The 17,426-nt window shown below is 42.8% G+C and carries 16 protein-coding genes; all 16 read left to right on the forward strand.

What is annotated here, in order from left to right; all coding sequences use genetic code 11:
- Window positions 1-660, forward strand: a complete 660-nt coding sequence (locus tag GSY63_RS03915; RefSeq protein ID WP_166584520.1) for a CBS domain-containing protein — start codon at window positions 1-3, stop codon at window positions 658-660.
- A 6-nt stretch (window positions 661-666) separates the two neighbouring features.
- Window positions 667-1,545 (forward strand): NAD kinase, encoded by an 879-nt coding sequence (locus GSY63_RS03920; protein ID WP_166584521.1) that lies wholly within the window; start codon window positions 667-669, stop codon window positions 1,543-1,545.
- 9 nt (window positions 1,546-1,554) lie between these two features.
- Window positions 1,555-2,337: a type IX secretion system protein PorG gene (porG, locus tag GSY63_RS03925; RefSeq protein WP_166584522.1), complete on the forward strand. Its 783-nt coding sequence runs from the start codon at window positions 1,555-1,557 to the stop codon at window positions 2,335-2,337.
- Window positions 2,338-2,480: 143 nt separating this feature from the next.
- Complete coding sequence (locus tag GSY63_RS03930; RefSeq protein WP_166584523.1) at window positions 2,481-3,014, forward strand: ExbD/TolR family protein; 534 nt, start codon at window positions 2,481-2,483, stop codon at window positions 3,012-3,014.
- Between the two features lie 311 nt (window positions 3,015-3,325).
- Complete coding sequence (locus GSY63_RS03935) at window positions 3,326-4,066, forward strand: isoprenyl transferase (RefSeq protein ID WP_166584524.1); 741 nt, start codon at window positions 3,326-3,328, stop codon at window positions 4,064-4,066.
- Between the two features lie 61 nt (window positions 4,067-4,127).
- Window positions 4,128-6,680: an outer membrane protein assembly factor BamA gene (gene bamA, locus GSY63_RS03940; protein ID WP_166584525.1), complete on the forward strand. Its 2,553-nt coding sequence runs from the start codon at window positions 4,128-4,130 to the stop codon at window positions 6,678-6,680.
- Between the two features lie 4 nt (window positions 6,681-6,684).
- Entirely contained in the window at window positions 6,685-7,215 is a 531-nt protein-coding gene (locus tag GSY63_RS03945) for an OmpH family outer membrane protein (RefSeq protein WP_166584526.1), read from the forward strand.
- Between the two features lie 47 nt (window positions 7,216-7,262).
- Window positions 7,263-7,775 carry an OmpH family outer membrane protein gene (locus tag GSY63_RS03950; RefSeq protein ID WP_166584527.1) on the forward strand — a complete coding sequence of 171 codons (513 nt, stop codon included), beginning with the start codon at window positions 7,263-7,265 and terminating at the stop codon, window positions 7,773-7,775.
- A gap of 62 nt (window positions 7,776-7,837) precedes the next feature.
- Window positions 7,838-8,668 (forward strand): glutamate racemase, encoded by an 831-nt coding sequence (murI, locus tag GSY63_RS03955; RefSeq protein ID WP_166584528.1) that lies wholly within the window; start codon window positions 7,838-7,840, stop codon window positions 8,666-8,668.
- Window positions 8,669-9,230: 562 nt separating this feature from the next.
- Window positions 9,231-10,304 carry an NADH-quinone oxidoreductase subunit NuoH gene (gene nuoH / locus GSY63_RS03960; protein ID WP_166584529.1) on the forward strand — a complete coding sequence of 358 codons (1,074 nt, stop codon included), beginning with the start codon at window positions 9,231-9,233 and terminating at the stop codon, window positions 10,302-10,304.
- A gap of 4 nt (window positions 10,305-10,308) precedes the next feature.
- On the forward strand, window positions 10,309-10,890 hold the full coding sequence (locus tag GSY63_RS03965; protein WP_166584530.1) for a NuoI/complex I 23 kDa subunit family protein: 582 nt from the start codon (window positions 10,309-10,311) through the stop codon (window positions 10,888-10,890).
- Window positions 10,891-11,439 carry an NADH-quinone oxidoreductase subunit J family protein gene (locus GSY63_RS03970; RefSeq protein WP_166584531.1) on the forward strand — a complete coding sequence of 183 codons (549 nt, stop codon included), beginning with the start codon at window positions 10,891-10,893 and terminating at the stop codon, window positions 11,437-11,439. It abuts the gene before it with no gap.
- On the forward strand, window positions 11,436-11,741 hold the full coding sequence (gene nuoK, locus GSY63_RS03975; protein ID WP_166584532.1) for an NADH-quinone oxidoreductase subunit NuoK: 306 nt from the start codon (window positions 11,436-11,438) through the stop codon (window positions 11,739-11,741). Before GSY63_RS03970 ends, nuoK begins: the two co-directional genes overlap by 4 nt.
- A 2-nt stretch (window positions 11,742-11,743) precedes the next feature.
- Window positions 11,744-13,801: an NADH-quinone oxidoreductase subunit 5 family protein gene (locus tag GSY63_RS03980; RefSeq protein WP_243749149.1), complete on the forward strand. Its 2,058-nt coding sequence runs from the start codon at window positions 11,744-11,746 to the stop codon at window positions 13,799-13,801.
- 5 nt (window positions 13,802-13,806) lie between these two features.
- Window positions 13,807-15,411: a complex I subunit 4 family protein gene (locus GSY63_RS03985; protein ID WP_166584533.1), complete on the forward strand. Its 1,605-nt coding sequence runs from the start codon at window positions 13,807-13,809 to the stop codon at window positions 15,409-15,411.
- 128 nt (window positions 15,412-15,539) lie between these two features.
- Window positions 15,540-17,426 (forward strand): mucoidy inhibitor MuiA family protein, encoded by a 1,887-nt coding sequence (locus tag GSY63_RS03990; RefSeq protein ID WP_166584534.1) that lies wholly within the window; start codon window positions 15,540-15,542, stop codon window positions 17,424-17,426.

The following is a 17,426-nucleotide window of genomic DNA, read 5'->3' on the forward strand; positions in this document are numbered from 1 at the left end:
ATGCTTGCAGCAGAGCTGATTGTCGACGCGATACCGCCATTAAGAACCTCTGATACCATTCAGAAGGCTCTTGACCGTATGGCAGAGTTTAAAGTCCGACATCTGCCTGTTGTAAACGACGATCAGTACCTGGGCTTACTGGCCGAAGATGAATTGACCGACCCCGATCACGCAAAGTTATTGGCTTCGTTACCCTTAGCACTTATTACTCCTTACGTAACAGAGCATCAGCATATATATGAAGTGCTTGGTTTGTTTTACGACAGTAAGATAACCGCCGCCCCTGTGCTTAGTACCAGTAAGACCTACATGGGGGTGATTACGGTTAATGCTATGGTAAATGGTATTGCCGAGCTAACATCGGCTATCGGCCCGGGAGGCATTATTGTTTTGGAGATTACCAGCAAAAATAATTCACTGGCGCACATGGCTCAGATTGTTGAGTCGGACAATGCGCAAATTTTAAGTTCATACATCCGTACCTTCCCCGACTCTACGCGGATGGAGGTTACCTTGAAGATCAACAAACAGGATACATCGAGTATATCATCATCATTCTCAAGATACGGTTACGATATCAAAGCGGTATTTGGGCACAACGATGATAATGACGATACCATGGATCGTTATGATTCGCTGATGAACTATCTCAATTTTTAATACTCTATGAGAATAGCAGTTTACGGCAGACAGTTTAACGACTCTGTTTTACCTTACGCCCAAAAAGTATTTGATCAGCTGGAGCTAAAAGGCGCCCAGGTATACGTGCATCAACTGCTTAATGATTTTCTTTCTGAAAAAATTCCCGCGTTTAACTATCCGATATTAGACGAAAGTGTACCGCTTAAAGGTTTTATTGATGTGTTCTTGACCCTTGGTGGCGATGGTACCCTTCTGGATACCGTTACCATGATACGCGATAGTGGCATACCGGTTATGGGTATCAATTTCGGTCGCCTGGGCTATCTGGCAGGTGTAAACAAGGGCGAAATTGACAGTGCAATAGAGGCTTTGCTAAACGGAGATTATACGCTTGATAGCCGCGAGCTGATCTGTATTAAATCGGACGAGGAAATATTTGGTGATTGCAATTTTGCGTTGAACGATATAACCATTCATAAGCGCGATGATGCAGCCATGATAACTATGCACGCCTACCATAACGAGGAGTTTTTAAACACTTATTGGGGCGACGGTATTATTATTTCAACTTCAACAGGTTCTACCGCTTATTCATTAAGTTGCGGTGGCCCTATTGTTTTTCCCGACTCTAACAACGTGGTAGTTACGCCGGTTTCGCCACACAATTTGAATGTAAGACCGATTGTATTTCCAGATACCAGTGTACTTTCGTTTGATGTGGAAACACGTGGCGCAAACTATCTGATCTCGTGCGATTCGCGTACGGCGGTGATTGATAAGAATATGAGGTTCAGTATATCAAAGGCGGGCTTTGGCCTTAACCTGGTTAGGCTGAACAATGAGAGTTATTTAAAAACGTTAAGAACCAAGTTACTGTGGGGATTAGATGCCCGCAACTATTAATTTTTTTGGATGCGGAAACTTTTTACGCTTTTACTTTTATCGATAATAGCCCTAACAGTACATGCGCAGGCTTGGGAAGCGGGCGTTACCCTGGGTGGCGCCGGATACATGGGCGATTTAAATAATCGTAACCCTGTGCAGGTTAGCGGAGGGATGGCAGGTGTGTTTGCACGTAAAAATTTTAGCGAGTACTTATCGGCAAAGGTTGCGTATAACTACGGCTTTATTCACGCTGACGACGCAAATTCATCTAATCAAATAGACCGTAACCGTAACCTTAGTTTCACCACTTATCTTAATGAAATAAGCGCAGTTGCCGAATTTAACTTTTTCGAGTACCGCCCAAGCGTGTTCAGGCATGCATTTACACCATATGTATTTGCTGGTTTAGGTGGCCTGTACTACGTGCCCACAGCCAAACTTGACGACAAGTGGTATGACCTCCGGTCGTTTAAAACGGAAAACGAGGCCAAGCCCTATTCTAAATTCGCCGTAAGCGTACCTTATGGAATCGGTATTAAGTATAGTTTTTCTAACAAATTGGGCATTACTGCCGATGCGGGCTACCGATATGTTAAAACAGACTATCTGGATGATGTAAGCGGAAACTACGCAAACCCGGCAAATTTTACCACCACCCAATTCAGATTAGCCGATAAGAGGTTGGACCCTAATCAAAGAGGAACCTATGGTATGCAGCGTGGCGATGGACGCCCGCACGATAGCTATATGTTTTTCAGCATTTCAATATCCTATACCTGGATAACCGACCGTTGTTATTTTCAATACTAATTAGCGCTTTAGCTGATTAATTTTATTGCCTCGGCTTGGTAAATAATTGTGTTATTTGTTGCAACAAGTAATATGGTTTATGCGTTTTAATATTATACCGCACAAGGGTATAAAACCAATTTTTAACCTTAAACTTTACTATTATGGCCGAGTTAAATTCAGCTCCCGCAAAAGGCGGCAGCAGGTCTGTACGTAACCGTGCAGCAGTTAGGGTTGATCTTACCGCAATGGTCGACCTCGCATTTTTACTCATCACCTTTTTTATGCTCACCACCACCCTGCAGAAAAACGAGGCATTAGCTCTTGCCATGCCCGACAAGTCCTCGCCTAATGATATTTCAGACGGTGTTGGTGCCAGCCGCACTATTACCGTTTGCTTGGGCAAAAACAGCCAGGCCCTATGGTATATGGGTATGGCTGATGCACCTTTAACGGAGCCGCAGGTTGTAGATTACAGTAAGATGGGCTTGCGTAAAGCCATATTAAACAAACGGAGCCAGGTAATGGCGCAGACCGGTAGAGACCTTATTGTGCTGGTAAAGCCAAGCGACCACAGTATTTACGATAATTTAGTTACCACCATAGACGAACTGAACATAGCGAGGGTAGACAGATACGCCATTGTTGACATCAGCAGTAAGGATGTTGATCTTTTAAAACAGCACCACGCTTATTAGTAGTTGATAATTAATGAATTGCAAACAGCCTGGCCTTAGTGCCGGGCTGCTTTGCTTTATGTGCTGGCCGTTTACCCGTATCTGTAAGGCTTTAAAGCACAATTCTTTTTGATTTTTTTCTTTAAACACTTATAATAAAAAAATCCAAAGTAAGTTTTACCTTTGTACCCTGAAAAATTTTGGTTTATTGGGCGAAAACATGCCCGAGTGCCTGATTAATTTAAAGAAATAGTTTAAACAATAAACAAGGAATCACGCGTAAAATATACGCTCTATTATAAGCCGGTTTCGGGCTTTTGGTCAGGTAACAAATGAATAATATAGAACAGATAGATACATCAAAGCTACCCCAGCATATTGCTATTATTATGGATGGCAATGGCAGGTGGGCAAAAGGTAAAGGTAAACTGCGCATTTTTGGCCATCACAACGGCGTACGCTCTGTTCGCGATGCTATAGAAGGTTCGGATGATTTGGGTATTAAATACCTAACGCTGTACACATTTTCGTCTGAGAATTGGAACAGGCCTAAATTTGAGGTATCGGCCATTATGGAATTACTTATCAGTACCATCCATAAAGAAATAAAAAACCTGATGGATAAGAACGTTAGGCTTAACACCATCGGCGATATAGAGATGCTACCGAAAAAGGCATTACGCGAGCTTAATGATGCTATCGAGAAAACATCGGGCAATACTGGTTTAACTTTAACCCTTGCTTTAAGCTATAGCTCTCGCCGCGAAATTACACAGGCTGCAAAGACCCTCGCTTTAAAAGCACAACAAGGTTTAATTGATGCAGCCGACATTGATGAGAGAATGTTTTCCGAAGCTTTATATACTGGCGATATGCCCGATCCTGAACTTTTGATCAGGACCAGCGGCGAATATCGCATCAGCAATTACCTGCTTTGGCAGATAGCATATGCCGAACTTTACTTTACACCTAAGCTTTGGCCCGACTTCCGGAAGGAAGACCTTTTTGAGGCGATCCTCGACTATCAGAAGAGAGAACGCCGTTTTGGAATGATCAGCGAACAGGTTAATTAATTTTTCTTTTAACAATTTTTAACAACTGTTTAAACTATTTTTAGCCCACTTAAATATTCGAATGAATAAATTTCTTTTTGCAATTCTTTTTGTTGTTTTTGGTACTGCGGCCATGGCGCAGGTGGCCCCACAGCCACAGTCAGCCCTTACCAGATCAATCCCCGCTGATAGTTTAAGTTATCTGAATCCTAAAGATTACATTATTGGTGGTATTACAGTTAGTGGCGCTCAATATCTGGATAAAGATGTATTGATCCAGATCTCTAAACTAAACAAAGGCGATAAGATTAACCTGCCAGGCGAAGCCTCATCAAGCGTTATTCGTAACCTTTGGTCGCAGGGCCTTTTTGACGACGTACAATTAAACGTTACCAAAATGAACCTCGACACTATTTACTTCGATATTGCCGTGGTAGAACGTCCACACTTATCGCGCCTGCATATTTTAGGCTTGCGCAAGGGTGAGATAGAGGATGTTCAGAAAAAACTGAGCGATAAAACGGGTAAAATTGTTAACGAAAACTTACTGAACACAACTACGGCTATTATTAAAAAGCACTTTAATGAAAAAGGCTATTTAAATACTACAGTTGATATTAAACAACGCAAAGATCCGGGAGATGCTAACAGCGTGATACTGGATGTAAGCGTTAATAAGCACGAGAAGGTAAAGATAAACGATGTTTCGTTTGAGGGCAATAAAGCGTTCAAGGCTTCGCAATTACGTAAATTCTTACCTAAAACCCGTGAGCGTAAGTTCTATAACATTTTCGGTTCGAAAAAATTTAAACAAGAGCAGTACGAAGAGGACAAACAAACCCTGGTTGAAAAGATGCAGGGTAAAGGTTACCGCGATGCTGCTATTATAAGCGATTCGGTTTGGAAGCATGATGAACAAACCGTTAACGTTAAAATTAAAGTTTACGAAGGCCCTAAATATTACTTCGGTAACATTAACTGGTCTGGTAACGCCAAATATCCAACCACTTTATTAAACAGGTTGCTGCGTATTAAAAAAGGTGACGTATTTAGCGAAGAAGAGTTAAACAAACGTCTAAGCGGCCCTACGCCAAACAGCGACGACGTATCTTCATTATACCTTAATGATGGTTACCTTACCTACAATGCTGATGCCGTGCAAACCCGTATCTATGGAGATACTGTTGATTTGGACATCCGAATTTATGAAGGCCCTCAGTACACCATTAACCGCGTATTGTTAAAAGGTAACGATGTTACCAACGATAAAGTAGTAATGCGTGAGATCCGTACTAAACCGGGTCAGAAATTCTCGAAAGAGCTGATTATGCGTAGTACACGTGAGATCTCTCAACTGGGTAACTTCGATGAGCAAAAAACTGAGCCCAAACCTACCAATATTAACCCGCAGGATGGTACAGTGGACATCTTGTATAATGTGGTTGAGAAACCTTCTGACCAGATTGAGCTCTCGGGTGGTTTCGGTGGTGGCCAGTTAGTTGGTACCTTAGGTTTAACGTTCAACAACTTCTCTATCCGTAATATTTTCCACCTTAAAGCTTACCGTCCATTGCCAAAAGGCGACGGCCAGAAACTGAGCTTACGTGGACAGGCTAACGGTAAAAACTACCAGAACTACTCGTTTACATTCTCCGATCCATGGTTCGGTGGTAAAAAACCTATCTACTTTGGTTTAACCGGTTATACCCAGTTAAGTTCAACAGGTCAGTATTATCCAAAATCGAGCCCTTACTATAACTACCTGCGTATTAACGGTGTGGGTATTACCTTGGGTAAACGCTTAAACTGGCCGGATAACTACTTCCAGTTAAACTACTCATTAAACGTAGATCACTATACGCTGGATAACTATACCGGTTATATCTTCAGCAATGGTACCTCATACAACATTAAATTAACGCAAGAGTTAAGCCGTAACTCGTTAGATGCGCCGATATTCCCTACTTCGGGTTCAAATATCAAGTTCACTATTCAGGCTACGCCACCATACTCATTGTTTAACAATACCAACTATAAGATTGCAACACCAGAAGAGCGCTACCATTTTGTGGAGTACCACAAATGGAAATTTGATGCACAATGGTTCTCGAGGGTAGCAGGTAAATTTGTAATCATGTCGCAGGTACGCTTTGGCTTCCTGGGTATGTATAACAAAGATGTTGGTCCTTCACCTTTCGAGCGCTTTAAATTGGGTGGTGATGGTATGCAAACTTACCAGTTCTTACAAGGTAGCGATATCATCGGTTTAAGAGGTTACAAAAACTTCTCCATTATTCCGGTGGGTACCAACTATACTGCAGATACCAATCCGGGTAGTACCATCTATAACAAATACACTATCGAGTTAAGGCACCCGATTATTGCAAGTCAGTCGGCAACTATATTTTTACTGGCCTTTGCTGAGGGTGGTAACGTATGGAATGACTTCTCCCAATTCAATCCATTTAACGTTAGACGTTCAACCGGTATAGGTGCACGTATATTTTTACCTATATTTGGTTTGCTTGGGCTTGACTATGGTTATGGCTTTGATAAAATACCAGGTATACCTGATGCTAACAAAGGCCAGTTCCACTTCTCAATTGCTCAAAGCTTAACAGGAGGTTTTAATTAATTTTATGAAGAGGATAATTTTAACAACAGTTTTAACGTTTGTAGCATTTGCAGGTGCGTTTGCACAACGTTTCGCCTTTGTTGATTCGGAGTACATTTTAAGACATGTGCCAGAATATTCGGCAGCCCAAACACAGTTAAAAACACTGTCAGACCAATGGCAAAAAGAAGTTGACGGCCGCTTTCAAGAAATTGACCGTTTGTACAAAGCATATCAGGCAGACCAGGTTTTGATGACTGCTGATATGAAAAAGAGACGTGAAGCTGAAATTGTTGACAAAGAAAAGGCAGCAAAAGATTTTCAACGCTCTAAATTTGGGCCGGATGGGGAGCTTGCAGCACGCAGCACACAGTTAGTTAAACCGGTGCAAGACCGCGTTGCAAAAGCTATACAGGCAGTAGCCGAAGCCGAAAACCTTGATATGGTATTCGACAAAAACAGCGAGGTGATAATGTTATATGCCAATCCTCGTTATGATAAAAGCGCAGATGTGATCACCCGTTTAGGTTTAAAGCCTGGGGTGTTTGCGAAGTGAAAAATTTTATATAAAATCGCATAATTAAAAAGAACAAAAAAAGAACAATGAAAAAACTATTGAAGGTTGTTTTAGTTGCAGGTTGTATGTTGCTGGTGGGTGGCTTTGCAAAAGCGCAAACTAAAATTGGTTACATTAACTTTAACCAATTGATCGACCAAATGCCAGAAACAAAAACTGTACAAGCATCTGTACAAGCTTACCAGAAACAATTTGTTGATGTATTACAGTCAATGCAAACTGAACTGACCACTAAAGGCCAGGCTTACGATGCAGGTAGAGCTACAATGACCGACGCAGTACGTACCCAAAAAGAAACTGAATTACAGGATCTGAACAAACGTATGCAAGACTACAATGCTTCTGCGCAACAAAAAGTACAAGAAAAATCAAACGAGCTTGCAAAGCCGTTAATTGATAAAGCTAAAGGTGCTGTTGCAGCTGTTGCTAAAGAAAAAGGTTACACTTATGTAATGGACACTACTCAAGGCGAGCCAATTGTTGCTCCACCGGCTGATGACCTGTTACCAGCAGTAAAACTTAAATTAGGTTTAAAATAATTTAACCCTAAAATGATTTTAAAAGCGCTCCAATTAGGGGCGCTTTTTTTATTTTTACCCAAGTGACCAATAAACATCCCATCGGAATTTTCGACTCAGGCTTCGGCGGTTTAACCGTTTTTCGTTCTATAGTGGCGCAATTGCCCCAGTACGATTATATGTATTTTGGCGATACTAGTCGTTCGCCTTATGGCAACCGCTCATTTAAAACCATTCATCAATATACCTGGGAAAGCGTACAATGGCTTTTTGCACAAGGCTGCCCGTTGGTGGTGCTGGCTTGCAATACGGCTTCAGCCAAAGCGCTTCGTACTATTCAACAGCAGGATTTGCCTAATGGCTATCCCACACAACGTGTACTCGGTGTTATACGCCCTACAGCCGAAGTTATAGGCAACTACTCGGAGAGTAAGGAAATAGGTGTGCTGGGCACTAAAGGTACTGTGAATTCAGAATCGTATCTGCTGGAGATTGCTAAGTTTTTCCCTGAAGTAAAAGTACATCAACAGGCCTGCCCCCTTTGGGTTCCCTTAATCGAAAACGGAGAGCACGACCAACCCGGCGCCGATTACTTTGTTCACAAATACCTGGATGAGATTATGGCAAAATCCGACAGTATCGACACCTTGTTACTTGCCTGTACCCATTATCCCCTGATACAAGATAAAATCAAAACCTATCTTTCGCCCGATATAAAGGTAGTATCGCAAGGCGACATCGTAGCCAATAGTTTGTCAGATTACCTGCAACGTCATAAAGAGATCGAACAAAATCTCACAAAAACCGGCACCCGCGAATTTTACACCACTACGGATGATACCGATGACTTCGACAAGTACGCTTCGTTATTTTACGGTGGTGAGGTAAAGTCGGGGTATGTGGCGATGAAGTAATTAAGGGGAAAGACAAGATAAATTCCAGAGCATCATTGCGAGCCTAGCTTTGTCAGGAGGCAATCGAAGCCCCCAATCTACAGGGCAATAATGCAGAACCGTTTTTCATTAGGGGGGCAATGTGTTCAAATGAACGTCGGTGGATGTCACTTTTCTTTGACCGCCAAAGAAAAGTAACCAAAAGAAAGCTCGTGGCTGCTTTATTTTCTATGAAGGGTAGTGTTCGGGCAGGGCCAGTGCTATCCGAAAATCAAGAGGCCACATAAAAAGGTGATGTTAGGTTAGCGCGGGCAGTTGGTCTTGATTTTCCAAGAGAGGTGGCCTGACGAAAAAGCGGGCCATGCGTTGGTCTTGAGCGGAGAAGCTTTTTTTCGTCTTGATTTTGGTTCCTTTTTATCAAGAAAAAGTAACTAGGCCCCCGCGGCTATGAGCGGACTGACTTTCATTACGGCAATATGCGACCATCATAGCATCACCCCCCCCCTCGTCCCCCTAATTACGAATCAATCTAAATTATTCCTACTAATTAAGTAGATTTGCAGCCACTGAATTCGCTATAGCATTGGTTATCTATTTAATATACATAGGCGTTGCCATTGGGTTGTTTGCTTTCGCTGCCGTATTTGCCTTATTTGCTGTTTATTACGAGCGTAAGCTATCTGCCTTTATTCAAGATAGGATAGGCCCAAACGAAACAGGTAAGTACGGAACCCTGCAAACTATTGCCGATATTGTAAAGCTGATTCAGAAAGAAATGATCAACCCCACTGCAGTTGATAAATGGTTGTATGCATTGGCGCCTGCCGTTATTTTTATTGCAGTTTACATGGGCTTTGCCGCTATGCCCTGGGCACCCGGGCTGGTTCCTTCTAAAACCAACATCGGCCTATACTATATTTTTGCCATTATTTCTATCGAAACCCTCGGCATCCTAATGGCTGGTTGGGGTTCGAATAATAAATATTCCATATTGGGCGCTATGCGCTCGGCAGCGCAGATTATTTCGTATGAAATACCTGCGGGCTTTGCCTTGATCTCTGCCGTTTTGATCTGCGGTTCGCTGGACTTGCAAGAGATCTCCATGCAGCAGGGCGTATTAGTTAAAGAGCAAGTTAAATTTTTAGGTATCTGGGATGTAACCGGAATGGGCGGTATTTTATCCTGGAATATCTTTAGGGCGCCCCATTTGATTATTGCCTTTGTGATCTATTTTATAGCTTCGCTGGCCGAAAGTAACCGGGCTCCATTTGATATTCCCGAAGCTGAATCAGAATTGGTAGCGGGTTTCCATACCGAGTATACCGGTATGCGATTCGGGCTGGTATTTTTAGCAGAATATTCGATGATGTTTCTTGTATCTATGATAGGGGTGATCCTGTTTTTAGGTGCATGGAATACACCGTTACCAAACATAGGCAGTATCCATTTGGCAGACTGGACCACCGGAACAGCCTGGGGGATATTTTGGATTTTTGTTAAAACATTGTTATTGGTAACCGTACAGATCTGGATCCGTTGGACGCTGCCCCGCTTGAGGGTTGACCAGTTGATGGATCTTTGCTGGAAAGTGCTGACGCCGCTTGCTTTTATATGTATGGTTGTATCGGCCATATGGCGTGTTTGGGTAATGAATTAAAGAGATGCTGATAAAGAGTACGATAGATAGTTTGATAACGTCTTGGAAGGGGTTAACCCTTACCTTTAAGCATACTTTTGCCTTTAAAAAACGTAAAGTTATACCCATTAAGGCCGAAAATTACTTTGAGCGCCAAAACGGTACCGCTACCATCGAGTATCCGGAGCAACAGTTACCCATCCCAGAAGTTGGGCGTTACCAGTTGGACGTGGAGATGGACGATTGCATTGTTTGCGATCTTTGCGCCAAGATTTGTCCGGTGGATTGTATCGATATCGAGTCTATCAAAGCCACCGAGGCCATCGGGCAAACTTCCGACGGAACAACTAAACGTTTGTATGCCGCCAAGTTTGATATTGATATGGCTAAATGCATGTACTGCGGTTTGTGTACGGTAGTATGCCCAACGGAGTGCATTGTAATGACCAACCAGTACGATAAAACGGTATTTGAACTAAGCGATCTGGTTTACGAATTTTCGGACATGACCAGAGAAGGGGCCGATGAAAAACGAGCACTGCTCGAAAAACAAAATGCCGAAAAACAAGCTGCTAAATTAGCAGCCATGCAAAAGAAGAACGATTAAATGACTGCAGCCAATATACTTTTCGATATCATGAGCTTTATTGCGCTTGCTTCTGCACTGTATGTGGCAGCAAGCAAGAACCTCGTGCGTTCGATATTTATGTTCTTTGTTACACTGTTTGCCTTGGCTGGCTTGTATGTATTGGCCCTGGCCGATTTTGTGGCCGTAACGCAAATAGTAGTATATGTGGGCGGTATTTTGGTATTGATTCTATTCGCCTTTATGCTTTCGGGGCGTGAAACATTAGACGTGCTGCAACAGCCCGAACGAAAAGTGTGGAAGGTAAGTAACCTGCCTGCTTTGCTTATTGTTGGTTTGCTGTTCGTAGTACTTATCAACGTAATATTAAAAACTGACGCAGACCATTTAGGCTGGGTCAGTGATTCTATTAAATCGAAAAATTACATCGCCAATTCGGGCGACATGACGGCCAACATCGGCATTAACCTGATGACTCGCTATTTGTTGCCGTTTGAGGTTATCTCGATATTATTGATGATGGCGTTGGTGGGTGCGGCGCACCTATCGAGAAAGGAGCAGGCGGTATGATCTCGCTAACCCACTACCTTGTAGTAAGCGGTATTTTATTTTGCATAGGCCTTTATGTGGTGTTGGTAAAGCGTAATGCAATTCAGATTTTAATCGGTATTGAAATGATGCTTAACACAGCCATTTTAAACCTTGTTGCCTTCGGCCGTTACGATAAGCTAAACAACGGCGGCCAAATGTTTGCCCTGTTTGCTATCGTTCTCGCGGCTGCTACCACTGCCGTAGCCCTGGCCATTATACTCAATGTTTACAGACGTTACAAAACCATCGACCCGGACAAGGTTGACCAGCTAAAAGATTAACCTTGAATAAAACTTTAACATACGAAGAAACCAAGATGGCTTACCATGCTTTAGCAGCGGTATTATTGCCTTTGCTTGCCTTTGTAATTAACGGTTTTCTAAAAGGAAAGGCATCGGGTTGGGTATCTACTATTGCTATTTTGCTTAGTGGGGTTTTGGCTATTATCGTATTCAATCATACCTTTAATGGCGGCACCATCCACATCAGCCGGTTGTGGTTTACTATTGGCGATACGCAGTTGCAGGCGGGGGTATTGCTTAATAACCTGTCGACCATTTTACTGCTATTGGTTAATTTGATTGCCCTGCCGGTGCATATTTTCTCCATGGCCTATATGGGGCACGATCAGCGCTACGGCCGGTATTTTACCTGCTTAAGTCTGTTCTGTTTCAGTATGCTGGCTTTGGTAGTGGTTGATAACATGGTGTTGTTTTACGCTTTCTGGGAACTCGTGGGCTTTTCATCATATCTGCTCATTGGTTTTTGGTATAAGAAAGAAGTGGCGATACAGGCCAACAAAAAAGCCTTTATCATGAACCGGATTGGAGATGTGGGCTTACTGATCGCTATCCTTGTTCTATATAGTCAGTACCATACTTTCGATCTGATCAAATTATTTGGTGAGGGTGGCCTCATATCTCAATCGTACATTAAAGACGGTATGTGGATTGCCCCAGCATCTAGTATACCTGCAGTTTGGCAGTACATTGCTTGCGTTGGCGTGTTCCTGGCGGTTTGCGCTAAGTCGGCACAATTCCCTTTGCACACCTGGTTGCCCGACGCTATGGAGGGGCCTACTTCGGTTTCGGCCTTGATTCATGCGGCTACTATGGTTGCAGCGGGCATCTTTTTATTAGGCAGGGCATTCCCGATGTTTAACACCAGCGAGCTGGATGTGTTAGCTATCATAGGTTGTTTTACAGCTTTTATGGCAGCTACTATCGCCCTTACACAAAATGACTTGAAACGTATTCTGGCTTTCTCTACCATATCACAATTAGGTTTTATGGTGATGGCAATGGGTATTAATGCCTATGCTTCGTCGTTGTTCCATCTGGTTACGCATGCGTTTTTTAAATGTCTGCTGTTTTTGGTAGCCGGCGTGGTGATCCACGAAATGCAGCACGTAAAGGATGAAAATCATCTCGATATCGATCCGCAGAATATTCTCTATATGGGAGGCCTCCGCAAGCGGATGCCTTTGACATTTATTGCAGCCATAATTGGCGGCGCAGCCTTGGTAGGTTTGCCGCTTACGTCAGGCTATCTATCAAAAGATGGCATTCTGATCCAGGCATTTGAATGGGCGGATACAAAGAGCGCCGTTTATATGACCATCCCGATTATGATGATCATTACCAGTTTGCTTACTGCTTTTTATATCGCCAGGCTAATTTTTAAAGTGTTTTTTGGAAAACTTAGAGTATTGGATGTAAAACCGGCCGTGCTATGCCATATCAGTGACGGCGGCTGGCAATACAAAGTTCCCCTGATCTTATTGTCTGTTTGCTGTTTGTTCCCCGTGTTTTCGTTGAATCCACTTTTGTACGAACACTCGTGGGTTTATCGGGCGTTTATGTCGGCCGAACACTTGGAGCGCATGAATATTTATCATACCATCATTCCGGTAGGTTTGAATATCATGGTAGTGGTGGTAATTTATTATGCCTACGCTGTTTATGTGCAGGAACGGAAAATGTTGCCTTTTGCTCAAAATAACTGGGCTTTCGATTTTTCGTACCACCAGTGGTATTTTAATAAAGCTTATAATACCCTGTTTGTAAAACCAGTGTTGGCACTAAGCGGCGGACTGTTTTGGTTTGATCGAACTATTATCGATGGCTTTATCAGCCTGCTCCAAAATATATTGCTGTGGCTATCTAAGATGGCCGATGTGTTTGACCGTTATGTGATTGATGGCTTCTTACATTTAATAACTGCAATAGTGCAGTATATTGGTAATTTTGTCCGGAGTTTTCAAACCGGACGGGTGCAATACTACCTGCTGAGTATGCTGGCCGTAATTGTTGCCTGGTTTATTTTTAAAACTTTGATCTGAGCCCGATGAACCTGCTAACCCTGTTAATTTTTATACCGCTTTTATTCGGCTTACTCATTGCAGTGCTGCCTTCGGGATGGCGCAATAGCTTTAAATATATTACACTGCTGGCTACATTGGTGCAGTTGGGCATCAGCCTGCAAATGTATTTTCAGTTTAAAATCGGAGCGGCTAATGCCGGCATTAATAACGAAGGTCAGTTTCAGTTTGTGCAGAAATTACCCTGGATCAGCCTCGATCTCGGTACCATGGGTAAAATGCAAATCGATTATTTTGTTGGAGTTGATGGGATATCGATCACCATGCTGGTGATGTCGGCTTTGGTTATGGTAGTTGCGGCTATCGCATCGTGGGAGATCACGAAGAACCTGAAGGGATTTTTTGTGCTGTTTCTGATGCTGGATATGGCTGTTTTCGGTGTGTTCTGCGCGTTGGATTTCTTTTTGTTCTACCTGTTTTATGAACTGATGTTGTTGCCGTTATATTTCCTTATCGGTATGTGGGGCGGGGCAAGGCGCGAATATGCGGCTATCAAATTCTTCTTATATACTTTATTTGGCTCGGTGTTTATGTTGCTGGTGATGGTAGGTTTATACTTGTCGGTGAAAGATCCGGCTACGGGCAGCCACACGTTCAACATCATCCAGATGATGAACCCGGCAAACTACGATGCCAATTCGATATTCTCGGTAGTAAATCATCAAACCATATTTGGCTTCCCGGCACGCACGGTAGGGTTTATCGTGCTTTTTGTGGCGTTTGCTATTAAAGTTCCGGTAGTGCCTTTACATACCTGGTTGCCAGATGCACACGTAGAAGCACCCACACCAGTGTCTATTATTCTGGCGGGGGTATTGTTGAAGATTGGTGGTTACGGAATTATCCGGATCTGCGCAGGTATCTTTCCCGATGTTGCCGTATCCGGAAGCTTTGTGATAGGCTTGCTCGGCGTGATTTCTATCATTTATGGGGCACTTAACGCCCTTGCACAACGGGATCTGAAACGTTTGATTGCTTACTCATCCGTATCGCACATGGGCTTTGTGCTGTTGGGAATTGCCTCTTTAACTGCCGAAGGTATCAGTGGAGCAGTAATGCAGATGGTAAGCCACGGCTTCTTGTCGTCAATGTTATTCTTCCTGGTAGGAGTTATCTACACCCGAGTGCACGATCGAGATATCTATAACTTCCGCGGACTGGGCACCATGATGCCGCAGTTTACTGTGTTTGTGATGATCGGTTTTTTCGCTTCTCTGGGTTTGCCCGGCTTTTCGGCATTTATTGCAGAGGCTTTCACATTAGCAGGAGCATTTAAATCGACTTCAATAAATGGCTTGTTGCCGCATTGGATGGCCGCTTGCGGAGCGCTGGGTATCCTGCTTAGCGCGTGCTATTTCTTGTGGACATTGCAACGTATGTTCTTCGGTACCGAGCGCCTAAAAGGCGGTGAGCAATGGAAACACGCCTTAAAAGATCTTAATTGGCGCGAAAAATCGGCGCTTGTGCCCCTGGCTCTAATGGCTTTGCTGTTGGGTGTTATGCCATCGCTGGTGTTCGGCAAAATCAATGATTCGGTACTGGCATTAGTAAGCTTTTTACAGCATAAATAATTAATTGTGTTAAATCGTAATTTCATTTATGGAATAGCACCAATTGATGCATCATGTATTTGTTCAGCTTCAATATTAAATAAGAAGCATGGCCAATTAACAGAATGTATTTATTTAAGCTTAAAACCATGACCAGAAAATTATTACTTATCACATTTTGCTCCCTGTTTACTTTTCTAACAGCGCAGGCAAGCGATCAACAAAAGGTTTCATCTAAAATACAGCACGTGGTTGTGTTTTTAAACGGCGCACAAGTTACACGAAATGCCAGTGTAAGTATACCAGCAGGTAATTCGGTGGTGTCTTTCGGAGGGATATCGCCGGATATCGATATGCAAAGTTTGCAGATAAAATCTGGAGGCGATTTTACCATACTGTCCGTTAACCACGAGTTCGATTATCTAAACAAGCAGGTTCAACAAAAGCATGTTGAGGAACTGTTAGCTCAGCAAAAGCTGATAAGAGATAAAATAGACCTTCAAAGTAACGCGCTTAACGTTTATACCGAGGAGCAGAATATGCTGCTTAAAAACCAGACGGTAAGCGGGCAAAACGCAAATCTCGATGTGCTGAGATTGAAACAAGCGCTCGATTTTCAAACCCTGCGTTTGACAGAAATTAAGAAAAAAGAACAGAGTGTAAACGACGAAATTGCATTGCTGAATAAACAATTGCAGCAGTACAATAAACAAATAGCAGAAGTAAATAAGGGAGGGGCTAAACCTACCAGTAACATACTGGTAACGGTTTCGGCAAAAGCTGCATCGCAATCTGCATTTACGTTTACTTACGTAGTTAAAAATGCAAGCTGGTACCCAACTTATGATATTCGTGCAAAAAACATCAATAGCCCTATACAGGTAGCCTATAAAGCCAACGTAGCACAACAATGCGGCGAGGATTGGAACAATATTAAGCTTACCCTTTCTACCGGTAATCCGTCTGTAAACGGAAGTAAACCCGAGCTTACGCCTAATTATTTAAATATGGGAATGATGTATGCCGATAAAGCAGCCAGCATTACCAATGTAACAGGAAGAGTTTGCGACGAACAGGGGCAGGGGCTTCCGGGTGTAGCAATAAAGATAAAGGGCAGTTCCATTGGCACAGTTGCGGATCAGTCTGGATTTTATAGTGTTCAGATTCCGCAAGGAGGGCAACAAGTGTTAGTTTATTCTTTTATTGGTTACCAGGCACAGGAATTACCGGTTAATTCGACAATTATAAATACTTTTTTAACGCCGGCTATAAATCAACTAAATGAGGTTGCTGTTGTCGGATACGGTACTGAGGCAAAAAGAGATGTTATTGCTCAATCACTTTCAGGTCGTGTTGGCGGTGTATACATTAGGGGGGCAAACTTGCTTCAAACAACCCCGGTTTTGGTTCAGCAAAACGAGAACCAGACTAACGTTGAATTTAATATCGATAACCCGTATAGCATACCGAGCGACGGTAAACAATACCTAGTGGAGATTAACCAGGTTAGCATACCGGCCGATTATGAGTATTTTACTGCTCCAAAATTAAGTACAGATGTGTTTTTAACTGCTAAATTAGCCAACTGGAACCAATACAGCTTTTTATCGGGTGAAGCCAACCTGTTTTTTGAGGGCACGTTTATCGGTAAATCATTGTTGGATACCCGGTCTACAGCCGATACCTTGAATCTATCTTTAGGGGTCGATAAGAGTATCATTGTAACGCGGGAACTACAGACTAAGGTAACAGAACGCCAAAGCTTGCTGGGCTCTAATAAAAAGGAAACACGCGATTGGTTAATAACAGTTAAAAACCGTAAATCGCAACCTGTAAACTTGCTGGTTCAGGATCAGGTGCCGGTATCGCAAAACTCGTCGATTGAGGTTGAAACTCAAAACTTGTCGGGTGGTAAAACGGATGCCAATACAGGGCTGGTTTCGTGGAATGTTAATTTGAACCCGCAAAACGACAAGAAGTTAAATTTAAAGTACCAGGTGAAATATCCTAAAAGTCAATCTGTAATAGTACAATAA

It is taken from the genome of Mucilaginibacter agri, from assembly GCF_009928685.1.
GTDB lineage: Bacteria > Bacteroidota > Bacteroidia > Sphingobacteriales > Sphingobacteriaceae > Mucilaginibacter > Mucilaginibacter agri.